Origin of the sequence: Rhizobium cauense, assembly GCF_019511525.1 — a bacterium.
Lineage (GTDB): Bacteria > Pseudomonadota > Alphaproteobacteria > Rhizobiales > Rhizobiaceae > Rhizobium > Rhizobium cauense.
The window spans coordinates 1-17,372 of record NZ_JAEUAT010000013.1 but is presented as its reverse complement, the minus strand read 5'-3'; the positions used below and the strand labels follow the sequence as shown (position 1 = coordinate 17,372).

Below are 17,372 nucleotides of genomic sequence, written 5' to 3'. Positions count from 1 at the left end.
AAATTCAGGACATTAGGTCCCCGGGCATTGGTTGTCGGGGGCTCGACTCCCACCACGGCGCAATAGCTGTGAGGTCTGAAGCTGGGTCTGAGCCTGCCGGCGAGGAAAAATTCAATTCTCCATCTTGACCGTTTGATTCGCGTTCTGCCTAAAGAAGTTGCATTCTTCTTAGAGAACGTCCATAATGTGCGTCATTAGATTTCAGGAAATTGGAATGCCCAAAAAAAATTCTTCTAAGGCCGCGGAAGCCGAGAGCGCCAGATACGAAAAGCTAAAACTCGAGGGCAATCAATGGGTCCTGTCTGAAGGTGCGCGCGACGGGACGGAAACAGCCGGACTGGTGCCTGCTGTCGACAAAGCTGTGAGGGCTCTTGCGCTCGTGAATGGCAGCCGCTCGGAAATGACGCTTGCGCAGATTGCCGATGCAACCGGCATCACCAAGAGCCATTGCCATTCCATCCTCAAAACGCTCACCTTCCATGACTGGCTCTATTTCGACCCCCTCCGGAAATCCTATCGGTTGAATGTCGGGGTTCTGCGTGACCTCTCCACAATGATCCGCGACGTGACACCGCTATCGATGATCAAGCCTCTGATTGACGATTTGCCGTCGCGTACCAACGTCTCCTGCATCCTGTCGGAACCGTCGTCGGAGTGCACCTTCGTCGTCGTCGCAAAGGCGAGCGCTCCCGATCAGGTCGAGATTTCCTATCCTCTCGGCCACCGTTTTCCGAGAGATGCGAGCGCGCAGATGAAGGCGCGGCTCGCCTGGTGTGGGGAAACGGAAGTCGATGGTTGGTTCGAAGGCTGGGAACCAGTGCGCTACGCCGGCGCCACAGCGACAAGTCTGAAAGAGGTAAAGGCCGAACTCGCCGCCACGAGAGCAAGAGGCTATGCGCGAAGCATCGGCGAATTCACTGAGGGCCTGACGGCGATTGCTCTTCCGATCTTTGACAGTGCGGGGCGCGTGATCTTCATTCTTGACTGCATGGGCCTCTCGCTCGCTATGGCTCGCCGCGAGTTCGAGATCGCGGAGGAAATCACCAAGACGGTCGCCGATATCCATCGGCTGATCGGCGGAAAGCCCCCGCAGAGCTTCCCGCTTTCACTTGCCAAATCCGCCTAGTCCGCCTCTTTGTCACGTGGCGGATGATGTTGCCGCCAGTGATTAGCGATATCCACGCGTCTTGTGATCCAGACATCCGGCAGCGTTTTGACGTAGTCGAGGAATCGCTCGAAATCGGCTGCCCGTCCTGGTTTTCCGGCAAGCCGGCAATGGAGGCCGATGTTCATCATTTTTGGCGTTTGTTTCCCTTCGCGCAGCAAGAGGTCGCAAGCGCGCGTCAGATATGTCGAAAAATCCGTTGCTTGCAACCCGAAGCCGTTAACGAAACGCCCGTCATTGTTGTCGAGCGTATAGGGAACGACTAGCTGCGGCGTGCCGTTCTCATACGCCCAATAAGGCAGATCGTCGGCAAAGGAATCAGAGTCGTAGGCGAACCCGCCGATCTCGCCGATAAGCCGGCGGGTATTGGGGCTCATCCTGCCCGTATACCAGCCCGCCGGTCGCTCGCCCGTTGCCTCGGTATGGAGGCGAATTGCCTCGAGGATTTGCGCCCGCTCCTCCGCTTCGGGCATCTGGGCATAGTTGATCCATTTCAGGCCATGCGAGGCAATCTCCCAGCCCGCACTTTTCATCGCGCTAACCGCGTCGGAATTTTTCTGAAGCGCTGTCGCAATTCCGAAGACAGTGACGGGCAGTGCCCGTTCGGTGAAAAGGCGGTGAAGACGCCAGAACCCCGCCCGGCTGCCATATTCGTACTGCGACTCGACGTTGAAATTGCGCATTCCTTCCAGCGCCGACGTGGGTTCTTCGGTGAGGAAGGCTTCCGAAGCACGATCTCCATGCAGGATGGAGTTCTCTCCGCCTTCCTCGTAGTTGATGACGAACTGGATCGCCAGCCGCGCCCCCTCGGGCCAACGAGGATCGACGGGCTTTTGGCCATAGCCGATCAGATCGCGTGGATATGCCTGCATATCATGCTCCCTCATAGGCGAGGCGGTAGAGGCCGGCAGCGAGAACCTCGATGCCTGCGACAATATCGGGGATCGAGGAGAACTCGTCGGGCGTGTGGCTCCGCCCGTCTTTGCTGCGCACAAAGATCATCGCCATTTTGGCAATCCGCGCCATCTGCTGCGAGTCGTGTCCAGCGCCGCTTGCCATCAGCATGACAGGCACGCCCTGATCTGCTGCGGCAGCCTTCAACGTCGCGACGACGCCCTGATCGGACGGGCAAGCCGGATGATCGATCATCACCTTCCAGCTGATCTCGAGGCCCCTGCGCTTTGCCACTTCGAGCATGAAGGCTTCATGGGTTTCATAGAGCTTCTGGCATTGAACCGGGTCGGGATGGCGTGCGTCGACCGTGAAGGAAACGGTGTCGGGAATGATAGCCGTCGCGTTCGGCCTCACATTGACACGGCCGACAGTGGTTACGGCCGGTCGTCCCCATCGATGCGCGGTGTTGACGACCCCCGAGGCAATCTCGGCAAACCCCGCCATCGGGTCACGCCTGAGATCCATCGGAAAGGCACCGGCATGATTTTGCGTGCCCTTCAGTTCGACCTGATAGTGCCTGATGCCGGTAATCCCTGTGACGACGGCGACCGGCAGGTCAGCATGTTCTAGGATCGGACCTTGTTCGATGTGCAATTCGACGAAAGTGTCGATATCGTTGCGCTTGGCGTCCGGGATCTTTGCCGGGTCGAGGCCGACGTCGCGCATTGCCGAGGCCATCGTCTCGCCGGTGAAGGCGATTGTGGTGTCAGGATCCGTCGCGGCGGTCCGGCCGGTAATGGCTCGCGAGCCCCAGAAATTTGCGGACGGAAAGCGGCTCGATTCCTCTTCGCAAAAAGCGATGCATTCGAGGGACTTCTTCGGTGTGCCAAACTGCTCCTTCAGGGCCTTCAGCGCGATTAATCCGGCCAAGGCGCCAAGGATACCGTCATAGCGGCCGCCTGGCGTCTGGGAATCGATGTGCGATCCAGAAACGATTGAGCCTCCCGCCGTCGAGCCCGGAAGTTTCCCCCAGACGTTCCCGACACTGTCCATTCTTGCTTCAAGGCCAGCTTCCTCACACCACCTGGCGTAAAGCTTCGTCGCCTCGACCCATTCCGGGGAATAGACGGTTCGCGAGACGCCTGTCCCGCCGTCGCTGCCGTGTTCGGCCATGTCGAGGATCAGGCGTTCAACAAAGGCAGGGTCGATAAAGATCTTCTTACGCTCTTCCATTGTCCTGTCTCCTTCAAACCGTCGCCGTGACCATGATCTCGACCGTGTAGTCGGGTGTCGCCAGAGCCGCCTCGACACAGGCGCGGGCGGGTGAAGCGCCGTCGGCCACCCAAGCGTCCCAAACGCCGTTCATCTCGTCGAACTTGGAGATGTCTGTCAGCCAGATGGTTGCACTGACGATCTTTTCCTTGATGGTTCCGGCCTCCTGTAGGAGGGCATCGATTTTCTTTAGGATTGCTGCCGTCTGGTCTGCAACCGGCTTGCCTTCGGCGCCCTTGGCGACCTGGCCGGCCAGGAAGACGAAGCCGTTTGCCTTGACGATCTGGCTCATTCTCTTTGCGGATTGCAGTCTGGTAATTGTCATGTGTCAGGCCTTTTGGGTTTTCAGATAGGAGATGACGTCTTGCAGGGCTGTGACGTCGGCGTAGCGAAGATCGATGTCCGTGAGATTTGCTTGATGTGCTTCCGCCGACCGGTCGCCGACGGCTTCCTCGACGACAATCGGATGCAGATTGAGATTGTGCGCGCTTTCTGCCGTTGCCCGCACGCAACCGCTGGTGCTGCACCCTGTAATGATCAGGGTATCGACTGATAGCGACACCAGATGCGCATCGAAAGCTGTTCCCCAGAATGCAGAGGCGCGCGGCTTGATGATCACTGGCTCGCTTGCCCGCCGTTCCAATCGCGGATCCAGTTCCGACAGGCCTGATCCTTCCGAAAGCGAGCGCCCGGCGCTTGCGTGGGGCAGCTTGCGGCCGAGCGCGCCTGCCACATCGAAATCGCTGTAACTCATCGTCGTGAAGAAGACGGGATGGTCATTCTCTCGAGCCGCCGCCAGCACGTCCACGGTGGCAGCCATAACGCTTTCCAATCGTCTGGAACCGAGCGGGGACGTTTCGTCGAGCCAGGATTTCGCCATGTCAATCACTACGACCGCCGGCCGTTTGCCAAAACCGACACGGCCACCAAAGCCGCGCGAGACATAAAAGTCGCGAACACCTTCGTACATATTTGTCCTTTCCACAGAACGAGTTTCTGCATATAGAATACATCGATGTCGCGACGTCAAGCGACGATGAGGCAAATAAAAGGAGTTTCGGATGGATCTGGTGATCGAAAATGGACGGATCGTCACAACCGGCGGCGTCTTCGACGCCTCGATCGGAATTAAGGAGGGGCGGATCGAGCAGATCGGCGGAGCGCCCGCGGGCCGCCGTCATATCGACGCGCGCGGTCGACTGATCCTTCCAGGCGGCATCGACGTGCACACCCATCTCGATGCGCCGAGCGAGGTCGGAAGCACTGCCGATGATTTTTATAGTGGAACGCTCGCTGCTGCCTTCGGCGGAACGACGACGATCGTCGATTTCTGTGCTCAGGCGAAGGGCCAGTCACTTTCCGAGGCGCTTTCCGGATGGCATGGGAAAGCCGGAGACAAGGCCGTGATCGACTACGGGTTCCACATCATCATCACCGATCCGACGGAAGCTGTCCTGGAGGAACTGAAGACGCTTCCGGATCGGGGCATCACAAGTTTCAAACTGTTCATGGCCTACAAGGGCTCTCAGATGGTGGACGATCTCACCCTCTTGAAAACCTTCGAAACCGCGGCAGCCAGCGGCGCCATCGTCATGATCCATGCCGAAAACGGCGATGCCGTCCTACACCTGCAACGCAAGTTGCTTGCAGACGGCAAGACGGAACCGTTCAGTCATGCGCTTTCGCGTCCGCCAATGACCGAGGCGGAAGCGACTGCGCGCGCCCTGATGCTTGCAGAAATCGCCGACGCGCCGATCTACATCGTCCATGTCACCTGCGAGGAGGCGGTTCGCGAGGTCGCTCGGGCGAGGAAGCGCCGAGCTGGCGTGTTTGCCGAAACTTGCACTCACTACCTCTATCTGACGGCCGAGGATCTCAGAAAACCGGGCTTCGAGGGTGCCAAGCACGTCCTGTCTCCGGCCTTGAGGCAGATGAGCGACCATAAGGTCCTTTGGCGGGCGCTCACCAATTCCGATCTGCAGGTCGTTTCCTCCGATCATGCCTCCTGGCTCTTCGAGGGCCAGAAGACGGTCGGACGTCACGATTTCACCCAGATTCCGAACGGAGGTCCCGGAATCGAGGAGCGGATGACCATGGTTTATCAAGGCGTCGTGCAGGGTGAAATCGGTCTCGAACGCTTCGTCGAGATTTGCTCCACGAACCCGGCTCGAATCTTCGGCCTAACCACCAAGGGTCACCTTGCGCCGGGCTACGATGCCGACGTCGTTATTTGGGATCCGGATGCTGATCGGAAGCTCGTACAATCCGACCTCCATCACCGCTCAGACTACACGCACTATGACGGGCGCGAGATCAAGGGCAATGCCGATATCGTCATCAGCCGTGGCGAGGTTATAGTCGAAAACAATGCTTTTACCGGCGCCAAGGGGCGTGGCCAGTTCATCGCCCGAAAAAAGGCATCGAAGCTTCTATGACAGGAAGGGACCGGACGCCGATGCGTCCGGTCTCTTCCTGAATTTGCCATCACCAGGCGACGTCGCCGCCATTGGGCGAGAGGCTCTGTCCGACCATGTATCCGGCCTCGTCCGAAGCGAGATAGACATAAGCGCCGGCGATTTCCCGCGGGGTGCCGATGCGCTTGATCGGCAACTGTGCAATCTTCCAATCATTCCATTTCGGGTCACTTGCCCGCCAGGCAGGCGTATCGGTCGGGCCGGGGCACACGCAATTGACGGTGACGCCATGTTCGGCGACCTCGTGGGCGACCGATACGCTCATGGCGACGATGGCAGCCTTCGAGGCGCAATAGGCGGCGTACCAGGGAGCCGGCTTGTGTGCCAATTGCGAGGCCGTATTGATGATGCGACCATATTGGCGATCGAGCATATGCGGCAGTGCGTGATGCATGGCATAGGCGACGCTTCTGAGATTGGTCTCCATGACGCGGTCCCATTCCTCCCACGTCTGGGTCTGGAACGGGATCATTGAGGTTCCGACCCCGGCATTGTTGACAAGGATGTCCAGCCGACCTAGGCCGCCGATGGCCCTCTCGATTGCAGTCTTGACATCGCTTTCGCTGCGCACGTCGCAGTGCAGGCAAAAGCTGCCTTCGGGCGCGCTTTTGAGGATGCCGGAGAGCACTTCCTGCTGGCCCCTGTCTGCTAGGCAGACGATCGCGCCCTCCTCAATGAACGCTTCGGCGACGGCCCGGCCAATGCCGGTTGCGCAACCAACGACAAGGGCGGTTTTCCCCTTTAGGCGCATGCGAATTCCTCCTGTTAGGACAATAGGCAATCTGTTCCGCGCGCCAAAAGCGCGCGGACCGGTCAAAAAGCTAAAGAGGTTGCCGCTAGTGGGGACGGTTCGGCATCCAGCTCAGCAGACGGCGCTCGATGCGCCTGCAGACATGCATCGAGGCGAGAATGAAGAAGACGATCACACAGGTAACCAGCATCATACGGCCCGTGTGGCTGAAGAAATCGGCCCAGATGATCATGCGGCCGATGCCGTTGTCGACGCCGATGTATTCGGCGCCGATCGCAGCGGTCCAGGCAAGCGCCATCGTGACGTGAATGCTCGAAAACAGTTCGGGCAGGATTCCTGGCATGACGACGTGACGGTAGACGCCCACCTGCGTGGCGCCGAAGGTCTTGGCCGCCTCGATGAATTTGACCGGAATGTTCTGGACGGCGTTGATGGTCGAGACGAAATAGAAGACGCCGACGCCGTAGGCAATATAGATAACGGCGCCGACATTGTTTGCGCCGAACCAGTATTGAAACAGCGGAATCAACGCCAGAAGTGGGCACATGCGAACCAGGTGCAACGGGCCGGCGACAGCTGCCCTGCAGGATTTGGAGACCGACACCAGCAGTCCCAATCCCGTCCCAGCCAACCCGCCGAGGACAAGGCCGACGACAACGCGCAGCAAGGTCGCCAGAGAATGGAATCCGAGCGCAAGAAATGCGCCGCGATAGGTCTGTTCGCCGCCCATCTCAGGCACGGGCGCCCAGAAAGGAAACTTCCAATAATCGGACATGCCGAGAAGAGACTCGCCGAATATGAATTCAATCGGCGGCACGATCGGCGATTGGCGGAGCGGGCTCGTCGGCACCGAATGGGCGATCATCTCCCAAAGCAAGAGAAGGAGGATCACAGTCACCAGGCTCGTCAGGAACGATGCTGCCGGCGAGATCGGTCTCGTCAAAAGCTTTTTCATGGTTTCTGCTCCGCTCACGCGTCGTCATGCAGGCATTGCAAGATCGTTTTCGTCAGCCGAACCCCTTCGGGGAGGGCCCGCACTTCCGCGTCTCTCGGCCGTGGCAGGTCAACCTGTGTGTCCTCCGCAACCCGGCCGCGGCGGATCATGACGACGCGGCTCGCCAGCACCAGGGCCTCCTCGATATCGTGGGTGACGAAAACGATCGTTCGGCCGGTTTCGCTCCAAAGACGCAGTAGTAGGTTCTGAAGATCCATGCGCGTCACATAGTCGAGCGCCCCGAAGGGTTCGTCCATCAGCAAAGTCGGAGCGCCGGTGGCAAAGGCTGCCGCGATTGCCACTCTCTTGCGCATGCCGCCCGACAGTTCCTTCGGCCAGCTGTGGAGGTTCTGTGACAGGCCGACTAAAGAAAGCCAATGACGCGCTTCCCGTTTCTGCTCGGTTCGCGACCTGCCCTGCATCTTGAGACCGAAGGCGACGTTTTCTTCGACGGTCATCCAGGGGAAGACCGTGTCGTCCTGGAAAACCATGCTTCGATCCGCGCTCGGTCCGGAAATGAGAGAGCCATCGATCTTGATCAATCCCGCGGTCAGCGAATTCAGGCCGGCGAGCGATCTCAGGAGTGTCGACTTGCCATGGCCCGAACGTCCAAGCAGGCACAGAAACTCTCCGTTGCCGATTTCAAGCGACACCTCGTCGAGCGCTTTGACCACCGTCCCGCTCTCGTGTCGAAAGACGCAGCCGGCGTTTTCTACTGCAATCATTGTCAACTCCTACATCCAGCGCAGCACGTAACGGCGCGCAGCCATTAGCAACCCATCGCAGGTAAGTGCGATCAGGCAAAGCCAGAACAGGCCCGCAAGCATGAGCGCTACGTCGCTCACGCCCCAGGCGGTGATGATGATGCGGCCGACACCGCTTGTGCTACCGAGAAGTTCGGTGATCGCTGCAAGTCCCCAAGAGGCCCCGAGTGCTGCGCGCAGCCCGCCGAAAAGCTCGGGGAGTGCTCCGGGCAGATGCACCTGCCGATAGACGGCAAGGGGGCGCGCCCCGAGCGTCCTGGCGTACTCGACAAAGTGTGGCCTCACATTGCGAATGGCTCGATACATGAAGACATGCAGGAGCACGGCAGAATAAAGGGCAACGAGCAAGACCTTGGAGGCTTCCGCAACACCGAACCAGATCAGGAAGAACGGAGCTGCGACCATGATCGGAATATTGCCGAAGACATTGACGATCGGATTGAAGACAGCAGTAACGATCGGGCTATAGGCAGCAAGGCTGCCTGTTGCCGTGCCGACCAGAGCTCCGATCACAAGACCACTGATCACGGTCAAGAGCGTCGATATGAGATGGGGAAGGAAACCTCCCTCCGGCATTCCCAATCCGACCAGGTAGCGACTCTGAAAGAGGTTCTCGAAGGCTGCCCGGGCAACGTCGATTGGCGGAGGCAGATATCGACCGAGCGCAAAACTGCCGATCTGCCACAGGACACCGATTGCGATGAAGCCTAGAATGGGAAGCGCGATCGCGCCTCCCAGCTTGGTGAAGTTTCGTCCGATAGAGGCATCATGCGGCACGGGCTTGTCGATACTTTCTGTCACTGTCATGACACTGCAGCTTCCGCGAAGCGAAGAGCATCGAAATAGTTGAACTGATCGTAGTGCCGTTTTGCTTCTGCTGCCAAGGTCTTACGATCGTCCGACGCCGTTGCGTCGAGCTTGGCCTGCAAGGCTTCGGTCTTCGTCTTCATCTCGCTCAGGTCCTTCCAGATCCGCTTTGCCTGGAAGACCTCGTCGAGATCGTAGGCCTTGTCGGCGATCGTGCCGGCGGCGATGAATTTCTTGATCTGGTAGGAGTAGAGGTTCTTGTAATAAAGTGGGAACTTCTCGTCCTCCCAGATGGAAGCCTGATCTTTCCATTGGAAGAACGGATCGATCTGCTCGAAAATGAACTTGATCGCGTCCGGGTCCATCTGAGCTCCCGTATTGGCGCTTATGAAGGGCGCGTATTTTGACAGGGCTTGCTTCTGCGTCGCGCCGAAGATGAAATCGAGCGTGCGAAAGGTTGCTCCGCACCAGCGGTAGATCGTGTCCTTATTGTCGCGGAGATAATCGTCGGTGCACATCATCAGGTCGTAGTTCAACAGGTCGTTGACCGCAGAACCCGTGCCGGTCGGCATATATTTGATCATTTGGCGGGTGCTCATGATCGGCTTCCAGCCGGCCTGGAATTGCAGTTGGTAAACTTGGACGGCGCCCCCCGGAGCGGCGAAATCGATCTGGTTGCCGATCGCCAGCTGCACCGCACGCGGGTCCTCCACCGGAACTGTCTGGGTGTCCTTCATCGACATTCCGCCCAGCGACAGGGCAAAGTCGTTCCATTGATAGGTGCTCGGGCTTGCCGTAATCGCGAAGCGCTTGCCGCGCATCTGCTCAATTGCTGCGGCGGCAGCCTTGTCCCACGGCATTCCTTCTGCGACGAATTCGTCCACTGTCTTGAAACCGGATGTTGGGCTCGCGAGGATGGTGTTGCCTTGGAAGTAGCTGTAGGTCAGGATCGGACGGGCCTTGACTTCCTTGTCAAGGGCCTGCGAGACCATACCGAACCACATCGTCGTGATGTCGAGTTCACCGTTGTTGAGTTGCGGGAGGACCTGCGTTTCACGCAGCAGCTTAGGTGCACCGCCCTCCATCGTGATCCCGACATCCTTCAGAAAGCCTGATTGTGACAGGAGCATCGTCCAGCCGTGGTTCGTTACGGCGAACCCTCCCATTCTGACGGTTTTTTCCGGAATCTTGGGCGTGGTAGAGGCCTGCGCCCAGACGCGTATCGGCAGTGCGCCTGCCGCCGCCATGCCCAGGCCGGTCTTAAGAAGCGAGCGGCGCGTCGTGAGTTTGCTTTCGGTCATGTTTTTCTCCGGTTCCCCTTTTTGCGACTAAACTGTCTTCCTAAAAGAACAGCGTCTTGCATAGAGAATGATCGTCTGTCATAGGTTCTGTCAAGCGAATACAGTCGGTATTGCGAAAAAAATGACCATCGTTATGAGATGCCCCATTATACGGCAGGAGAGAACACGTGAACTTTCTCGTTACCGGCGCGACCGGCTTCATCGGCACTAATATCGTTGAACAGCTCCTACGGGACGGGCATCGGGTAATCGCGTTCAGCAACCAACCCATGTCCTCGTCTGTCTTAAAACATCTGGGAGGGCTGAATGGTGAACTCGTGAATGTCGAAGGCGATGTCCGCGATCAAGCAAACGTCAGGAATGCATTGCTGCGCCATAAGGTCAGCCATGTTCTTCACGGGGCGGTTGTCACATCCGACAGTCACCGCGAACAACATCACGGCAGCATGATTATCGACATCAATCTCGCCGGGACGGCAAGTGTGGTGACCGCGGCCGGCGAAGCCGGCGTCGAGAAATTCGTGTATCTGGGTTCTGCTGGCGTCTATTCCGAAGAGTTGCGACCCGACGGGATGATATTGACCGAAGACGTCCCGCATCAGGTCTCGACGCTATACGGCATCAGCAAATCTGCCGCCGAAGGAATTGTGGCTCGGATTGCGACACTTTGGAAGCTGCCTTATGCAATCGGTCGCATCGGCACCGCATTCGGTCCATGGGAACATCAGACAGGGTTTCGCGATACGATGAGCCCGATTTATCAGCTGACACGCATGGCTCACCGCGGCGAGCGGGCGATCATTCCCTTCGACAAAAACAAGAACTGGCACTATAGCCGGGATGCGGCGGCGGCACTTATCAAATTGGCCTCGGAGGCTACATCTAAGACCGTCTACAACCTTGGACCAGAGGAATGCTGGCCGTTATCTGCATGGGCAGAGTTGCTAACGGTCAAATTTCCAAGCTTTGATTTTTCCGTTGCCAAACTTGGGAATGTGGAAGTCTATGGTGAGACCGATGGCGGGCGGCTCTCATGGGAATTGTTCCATGAAGAGTTTGGTCCGACGTCCGAGCATGGTCTTCAAGCTGCGTTCAATGACTATCTGACTTGGTTGCGAGATCACAACATCTTTGGTCGTTAGCGTCCGGCTCGCTTGAGTTCCTGAGCGGCCACGGATGCCGCCCCATTGAAGAGTGAAATCGACATCGGGGCTTTGAGGGAGGGAAGACCGCCTTGCCCGCCAGAACTCTCCGCACGACCTCGCTACACGACCCGTGGAACAGCAGGGCCGGCGGTTCGAGTCCTTCAAGAGCCCAGACTCGACAACGCGAGAAGTACGCGAGGTCGGCTTCAGCCTTCAATGGTCACGGACATATCTCAGAAGTTGGTCGAGACTGACACGTTCCGTCACCGATCGCGGTAACGGTGTCGCTCCCGAACGGCATGCGCACCGGTGGCTGATCGAAGTCGGCGAAGGCGACGACCTGCCGAGCGAACTTCTCGGGATCTCCGGGCTGATTATGATTGAGGGCTGCCGCGTCGTCGCGGATCCGGTTGGCGCTCGCTGACAATGAGCTGGGATCTAGGAAATGCGTCCGAAAGTAGCCCGCGGTGTGCCTGGGATATGTGAGCGTTATACCCGTCCAATTATCACATGAGAGGCCGCGCCGTTAGGCCTCCCGTCCACGATGATATTCTCTCAAGTCTCCCATAGCTTCAGCATTAACGACCTCGCAGGGATTGACATTCGCAACGAGACGCAATTGGCTTTTTCGAAAGATTGCGCATTCGGAGGCGGTTTCGACAATCATTCGAGCTCTTAAATTGCGATCCTCACATCGTCACCATCACGCGGCACGCGTCTCAACAAATGCCAGCATAATCACGTGAGGATTGTTACATGACTGATCAAACCACAGTTGAACCCGTCCGCGGAACCCGCGGTGCAAACGATCCCGGACCGCGCAATCTAACTGTCGACCTGCAGAATCCGGATCTCCTTCTGCCTCCTAATACCGATAACGGTTCGCTTCCAAACCTTAAATTTCCCTTCTCGCTTGCCCATAACCGACTGGAGGACGGCGGTTGGGCTCGCGAGGTGACGGTGAGGGATTTTCCCGCCTCGAAATCGATGGCAGGGGTCAACATGCGGCTAGGTCCCGGCGTCGTCCGCGAGTTGCATTGGCACAAGGAAGCGGAATGGGCCTACATTCTCGACGGGACAGCTCGCCTGACTGTCGTCGACGCGGAGGGAAATCTCTCGATCGATGACCTCAACCCAGGCGATATGTGGCTGGTGCCGGCCGGCGTTCCTCACGCTATCCAAGGAATGGAGGATGGGACCGAGTTTCTGCTTGTGTTCGATGACGGCAATTTCTCGGAAAACGAAACGTTGCTAATCACTGAATACCTTGCGCACACTCCTCCAGAGGTTCTGGCGAAGAACTTCGGAGTTGGGAGCGCGCACTTCGCAAACATTCCCAAATCGGAAAAATACATCTTCCGTCAGCCGGTCCCGCCGCCGCTCGACGTTGTCCGAGGTCAGTTGCCGCACAAGCCACCGCGGGACCCCTATGTCCTGCTTGCGTCCAAGATCGAGCCGGAACGTTATAGTGGCGGCACGGTGAAGACCATAGATTCGCGTGTCTTCCCGATGACGACGTTGTCGGCTTTGGTGATAGAGATCGAGCCTGGGGGGATGCGCGAGATGCACTGGCACCCCGATGCCGACGAGTGGCAGTACTACATCGAAGGCCAGGCGCGCATGACTGTGTTCGATGCCACCAATAAGGCTCGTACCTTCGACTTCATGCCTGGCGATGTCGGGTTCGTTCCCAAGACCCTGGGACACTACATCGAAAACACTGGGAAGGTACCTGTTCGCGTGGTCAACGTTTTCAACAGCAGGTTCTGTACCGACGTCTCGCTGAACCAGTGGATGGCGCTTACTCCTCCTGATCTGATCCGCGGACATCTGGGCCTCGACCGGACCGTTATGAACGCCTTGCGTCAAACGAGCCAGCCTGTGGTGCGCTGACTGCAATTTGCCCGTCCCGTCCACAACGGTGCGGGCGCCCCTCGGAAAAGAAGATCGTGAACACTGAGCGTACCAAAGGCGGCACCAGCGGCGCCGTGGCGAGACCTGTCTCGCATCTGTTGTTTGCATCATCGGCAACCGCACTTGCTGGCTTTCTCGATGCGGTTGGTTATGCGCAGCTCAATCACCTCTACGTATCCTTTATGAGCGGCAACAGCGCGCATCTAGGGATGGCCGCGGCCTCCGGGCAGTGGGGAAATGTTATCTACGCGGGTTTCGTAATCGCTGCCTTTGTGGGTGGGACGTTCATCGGGACGCTCGTAACGGATGCTAGCGGTAAGCCTGTTATTGCTGTGCTTGCTTTAGAATTGGTGCTTTGTGCCGCGGCGACCTCTCTAGCTGCCTTTGGTCTGGCAACACTTGCCTTGACGCTGATTGCGCTGACAATGGGAATGCAGAACGTGATGCATCAGGGCGTGTCTGGGACAGATGCCGGAAAGAGCTTCATAACCGGAGCGCTTTTCGGATTGGGTCAGGCAATCGCGCGCGCCCTACGAGGACGCGTCGGAACCGTACCGATATTCGTGTACGGATCATCCTGGCTTTCGTTCGTCGCGGGTGTCATATGTGGCGCTCTCTCGATTGGCGGCTGGGGCCTTGTTCCGTCCCTCGCACTGGCATGTATGGGGTTCATCCTGTTGGCAATCCTCGCGTGGGAAAGTGGTTTTGGAGAATGACCTAGCCATGGCGCAGCGACACGATAGATCTTGTTTCGGAAGGGACTGGCAACAACCTGTCCGGTGACAGCGCAATTCAGACACCTATGTCCATTTCAGAGACACCCGCCGAAACATCACACGCCGACCCTACTTGCTGCTGGCTCCTTGACCTTGATTTACCATCCGGCTGATCAAGGCATCGAACTTGCTTTGTCTTGTTTGCCTGATTAAGCAGCCAATTGAAGAAATGGCCACCTTCGCCGAAACGAAGGCGGCCATCGCGGGTTGCTTACGCCCGCGGCTCGTGATGAGCGGGGATTGCTCACGAGCCACAGCGGCGGGAGGGGGCGCCGCTGAGCCTCGGGTCGGATATGAGGCTGTGTTAGGATATCCCGTCTGCGCTCGTCGCGGAATTGAGCGTTGGTGTGATGAACATCAGCGATCGGGCCAGGATCGTCTCGACTTCCGGTGGTGGAGTCATTTCCGCACGCGTGGGCAGGCGCAGCCCCCTGTGCAATCAGGCGATCACACCTAGACCAACAGCCAGTTACGCGGTGACCTTCACCGGCCTAACCTCGCTTGATCTTGCTGGACGCGTGAAGGTGTGGCCTTGAAGGAGCAATGTCGATGGATCTTCCGGGAGAACGCACTGTTCCGTTCCGAGCTGCCACCCTCGCAGATCCCAACCGTCAACCTGGAGAAGTCGAAGCGCGTGGCGTGACCAGGCAGATTGGGGATAGAAAACTCGTCGATCACGTGAACGTTTCGGTTGGTCGCGGAGAGATTCTCGCCGTTACTGGCGCAAGTGGGGCAGGAAAATCATCGTTCCTGCGACTGGTCAATCGCCTCGACGAGCCAACGAGCGGAACCATCTTCATCCGGGGCCGCGACTATCGCCAAATGGAAACGCCGGTCCTCCGGCGCCGGGTCGGGATGGTGATGCAGAGTGCAAATCTGTTTCCCGGAACAGTACGAGGAAACGTGTCATTCGGTCCGGCCCAGCGAGGTGACACGCTTGGAGACGAAGTCATCGAACAACTGCTCGAAAAGGTAGGCCTGGCGGGATACGTGGCGCGCGACGTGAACACGCTCTCAGGAGGGGAGGCGCAGCGCGTATCGTTTGCACGCACGCTGGCCAACAAACCTGGAATTCTGCTGCTCGATGAACCGACGTCGGCCCTAGACGAGGAGGCCAGTCGCGCCATCGAGGATCTGATCCTGAAGTTGACTGAGGAGGATCAGATAGCGTGCCTCATGGTTACGCACAATGCGCCACAGGCGATGCGACTGGCCAAGCGGACGATGTACATGACCAGCGGCAAGGTCGTTGCTCTAGGCCCGACAAAGGAGGTTCTCGATGCTCACAACGTTGTTTGACCAACAGGTTCTGGTCGGTCTTGGCCAAGCCGCCGCGGCTATCTGCCTATGCCTGGGCGTGGTGGCTCTCTGTCGCCACTTTCAGGTTCAAGTCGAACGGGAAACAGTCATATCCCTCGTCAGGGGCTTGATCCAGATGTCTGTCGTGGGCTTAGTGCTCGGATTTTTGCTGAAGGGAAGCCTGCTCATCGGGGCGATTATTCTACTCGGGATGGTTACTGCGGCGGCATTCACGGTCTCTCAACGGTTTCCCGGACTCCCCTATGTTTTCGAGATCTCGCTGTACTCCGTCGGCGCGGGCGGCTTTACGGCCATTGTGTTCATGCTCCTTACGAAAAGTCTGAGTACGAACATCACTGTGCTGGTGCCTGTTGGAAGCATGATCATTGCTAACAGTATGAACGCCAGCGCCCAAGCCATGGAGCGCTTCAGGTCAGATGTCTTCAGTCATGTCGGCCAGGTCGAAGCCGCACTTTGTCTGGGTGCGAAGCCGGAGGTAAGCGTGTCGCCCTACGTACAAAGTGCTGTATACGCAAGCCTGCTGCCTCGCCTGGACATGCTTAAGTCTTTGGGACTGGTGTGGATACCCGGCGTGATGGCGGGGATGCTCGTTACGGGCGCAAGCCCGTTGTACGCGGGGATTTACCAGTTCGTAATCGTGGCGATGATCCTTATAGCGTCCGGAGTGTCAGGAATGGGGGCTACCGCTCTGATGCAGCGCCATGCTTTTTCCGAAGCCGGACAGTTGCTCCTTCGACCAACTCTAGGAGAAGCTGTGGCTCCGGCAGGTTTCCTCGCACGAGTCTTCAGGCGTGGCGCCCGCTGAGAAGGCGCCCGGTCCTAACGCGTCGAAGCCAGCAGCCTGATGCCGAAGCCGACGAACAACGCCCCGGCCACCCCGTCCACGATGCGGCGAGAACGCGTATATGCGCGTGCGATGGCGGGGCGCCGAAGGAATAGAAGAATCAGGGTGTACCAACTCGCCGATACGAAAACCATGGTGCCGACGGTAGCCGCACCCTCGAGCCAAGTATGAGTAGGTGGCAACGTGGCGGCGAAGAGGCTGGCTACAAAGAATGCCGACTTTGGGTTGGCGAGGTTCGTCAGAAGACCGAGCGAGAAGGCCTTCCAGGCGGTTATCTCCTGATCGCTGCCGATCGTCGCGTCCGAGACCTTCGTGCCTCTGGCGACCCCCACAAGCAGCTTGATACCTAGCCATACGAGATAGGTTCCACCCGCGACCTTGAGTGATACGTACGCAATCGGCGCCGCAGCAAAGAGCGCGCTGATCCCAAGCCAGCCCGCCACCCCCCACCACAAGGTTCCCGAAATGACGCCCGCAAGCACTGCTAAGGCTGCAGACCGGGATCCTTCGAGCGCGGTTCTTGCGACGACGAAGAAATTGGGACCGGGTGTTACTGCGGCAACAGCCCAGATGGCAGCGACGTACAGGATGAACATGCGGCTAGATCCCCCCAAATACTTGCTATCTACGGCTCCGCCACATTGTCGGCCTGACATTTTCAGGAAGACGGACGCAAATTTCCTGCTGACGCGCCAGATCCAGAAGGGCGGATATAGACCGCCCCCCTGGAGATGGCCGGCGATGCGCCGTTAGGCAGGGTTTGCATGCGCCGACTATCGTAGCCCGCGCCTTAGCAGGCTGTTGAAAAAGGCATTGGCGCAAGGCTCCTGTCGTGATTCACTCGCTTTATTGCGATTTGGAGCTGATGGATGCGCGGCGGCGATGTGAGGACAGGTGAACTCTTCAGCTATGTGGATCTGGAGGCTCGTGTTCGAAAAGATCATCCTCTAC

General features: G+C 58.2%; 18 protein-coding genes. 8 read left to right on the top strand and 10 right to left on the bottom strand.

Translation table 11 applies throughout. From position 1 onward, the window contains the following. Positions 1-214 precede the first annotated feature (214 nt). A complete protein-coding gene (locus JNB88_RS22050; RefSeq protein ID WP_220357269.1) occupies positions 215-1,126 on the top strand; it encodes an IclR family transcriptional regulator in 912 nt (303 codons plus the stop codon). Here the strand turns inward: JNB88_RS22050 and puuE are convergent. Genes puuE through JNB88_RS22030 form a run of 4 tightly spaced genes read right to left on the bottom strand, consistent with a single transcriptional unit; the run spans position 1,123 to position 4,301 of the window. Continuing rightward, the gene (gene puuE / locus JNB88_RS22045) at positions 1,123-2,037 is read right to left on the bottom strand and encodes an allantoinase PuuE (protein WP_220357268.1); all 915 of its coding nucleotides are present in this window, start codon (positions 2,035-2,037) and stop codon (positions 1,123-1,125) included. The genes JNB88_RS22050 and puuE overlap by 4 nt on opposite strands. Position 2,038: 1 nt before the next feature. Further along, positions 2,039-3,292, bottom strand: coding sequence for a Zn-dependent hydrolase (locus JNB88_RS22040; protein ID WP_220357267.1), 1,254 nt, complete (start codon positions 3,290-3,292; stop codon positions 2,039-2,041). A gap of 13 nt (positions 3,293-3,305) precedes the next feature. Next, positions 3,306-3,656: a RidA family protein gene (locus JNB88_RS22035; protein WP_220357266.1), complete on the bottom strand. Its 351-nt coding sequence runs from the start codon at positions 3,654-3,656 to the stop codon at positions 3,306-3,308. Between the two features lie 3 nt (positions 3,657-3,659). Next, positions 3,660-4,301, bottom strand: a complete 642-nt coding sequence (locus JNB88_RS22030; protein WP_220357265.1) for an isochorismatase family protein — start codon at positions 4,299-4,301, stop codon at positions 3,660-3,662. A 91-nt stretch (positions 4,302-4,392) separates the two neighbouring features. Between JNB88_RS22030 and hydA the strand changes: the two genes are divergently transcribed. Beyond that, on the top strand, positions 4,393-5,766 hold the full coding sequence (gene hydA, locus JNB88_RS22025) for a dihydropyrimidinase (protein WP_220357264.1): 1,374 nt from the start codon (positions 4,393-4,395) through the stop codon (positions 5,764-5,766). A 49-nt stretch (positions 5,767-5,815) separates the two neighbouring features. Here the strand turns inward: hydA and JNB88_RS22020 are convergent, their stop codons facing one another. The 5 genes from JNB88_RS22020 to JNB88_RS22000 form a co-directional block, all read right to left on the bottom strand. Beyond that, positions 5,816-6,556 (bottom strand): SDR family NAD(P)-dependent oxidoreductase, encoded by a 741-nt coding sequence (locus tag JNB88_RS22020; protein WP_220357263.1) that lies wholly within the window; start codon positions 6,554-6,556, stop codon positions 5,816-5,818. Between the two features lie 85 nt (positions 6,557-6,641). Next, positions 6,642-7,511 (bottom strand): ABC transporter permease, encoded by an 870-nt coding sequence (locus JNB88_RS22015; protein WP_220357262.1) that lies wholly within the window; start codon positions 7,509-7,511, stop codon positions 6,642-6,644. 14 nt (positions 7,512-7,525) lie between these two features. Next, a complete protein-coding gene (locus tag JNB88_RS22010; protein ID WP_220357261.1) occupies positions 7,526-8,275 on the bottom strand; it encodes an ABC transporter ATP-binding protein in 750 nt (249 codons plus the stop codon). A 9-nt stretch (positions 8,276-8,284) separates the two neighbouring features. After that, positions 8,285-9,121, bottom strand: coding sequence for an ABC transporter permease (locus JNB88_RS22005; protein WP_220357260.1), 837 nt, complete (start codon positions 9,119-9,121; stop codon positions 8,285-8,287). Then, a complete protein-coding gene (locus JNB88_RS22000; RefSeq protein ID WP_220357259.1) occupies positions 9,118-10,422 on the bottom strand; it encodes an ABC transporter substrate-binding protein in 1,305 nt (434 codons plus the stop codon). The genes JNB88_RS22005 and JNB88_RS22000 overlap by 4 nt, the downstream gene beginning before the upstream one ends. Before the next feature lie 167 nt (positions 10,423-10,589). Here JNB88_RS22000 and JNB88_RS21995 point away from each other — a divergent pair, with 167 nt between their 5' ends. The 6 genes from JNB88_RS21995 to JNB88_RS21970 all read left to right on the top strand — a co-directional run bounded on the left by JNB88_RS21995 (position 10,590) and on the right by JNB88_RS21970 (position 16,382). Next, a complete protein-coding gene (locus tag JNB88_RS21995) occupies positions 10,590-11,564 on the top strand; it encodes an NAD-dependent epimerase/dehydratase family protein (protein WP_220357258.1) in 975 nt (324 codons plus the stop codon). Positions 11,565-11,697: 133 nt separating this feature from the next. Continuing rightward, entirely contained in the window at positions 11,698-11,991 is a 294-nt protein-coding gene (locus JNB88_RS34420) for a hypothetical protein (protein WP_220357257.1), read from the top strand. A gap of 332 nt (positions 11,992-12,323) precedes the next feature. Then, complete coding sequence (locus tag JNB88_RS21985) at positions 12,324-13,460, top strand: cupin domain-containing protein (RefSeq protein WP_220357256.1); 1,137 nt, start codon at positions 12,324-12,326, stop codon at positions 13,458-13,460. A gap of 56 nt (positions 13,461-13,516) precedes the next feature. Beyond that, positions 13,517-14,197, top strand: a complete 681-nt coding sequence (locus JNB88_RS21980; RefSeq protein ID WP_220357255.1) for a YoaK family protein — start codon at positions 13,517-13,519, stop codon at positions 14,195-14,197. Between the two features lie 609 nt (positions 14,198-14,806). Beyond that, positions 14,807-15,556, top strand: coding sequence for an ABC transporter ATP-binding protein (locus JNB88_RS21975; RefSeq protein WP_223217278.1), 750 nt, complete (start codon positions 14,807-14,809; stop codon positions 15,554-15,556). Further along, positions 15,537-16,382, top strand: coding sequence for an ABC transporter permease (locus tag JNB88_RS21970; protein ID WP_220357253.1), 846 nt, complete (start codon positions 15,537-15,539; stop codon positions 16,380-16,382). The genes JNB88_RS21975 and JNB88_RS21970 overlap by 20 nt, the downstream gene beginning before the upstream one ends. A gap of 14 nt (positions 16,383-16,396) precedes the next feature. Here JNB88_RS21970 and JNB88_RS21965 read toward each other — a convergent pair whose 3' ends face one another. Then, positions 16,397-17,017 (bottom strand): LysE family transporter, encoded by a 621-nt coding sequence (locus tag JNB88_RS21965; RefSeq protein ID WP_220357252.1) that lies wholly within the window; start codon positions 17,015-17,017, stop codon positions 16,397-16,399. Between the last annotated feature and the right edge of the window lie 355 nt (positions 17,018-17,372).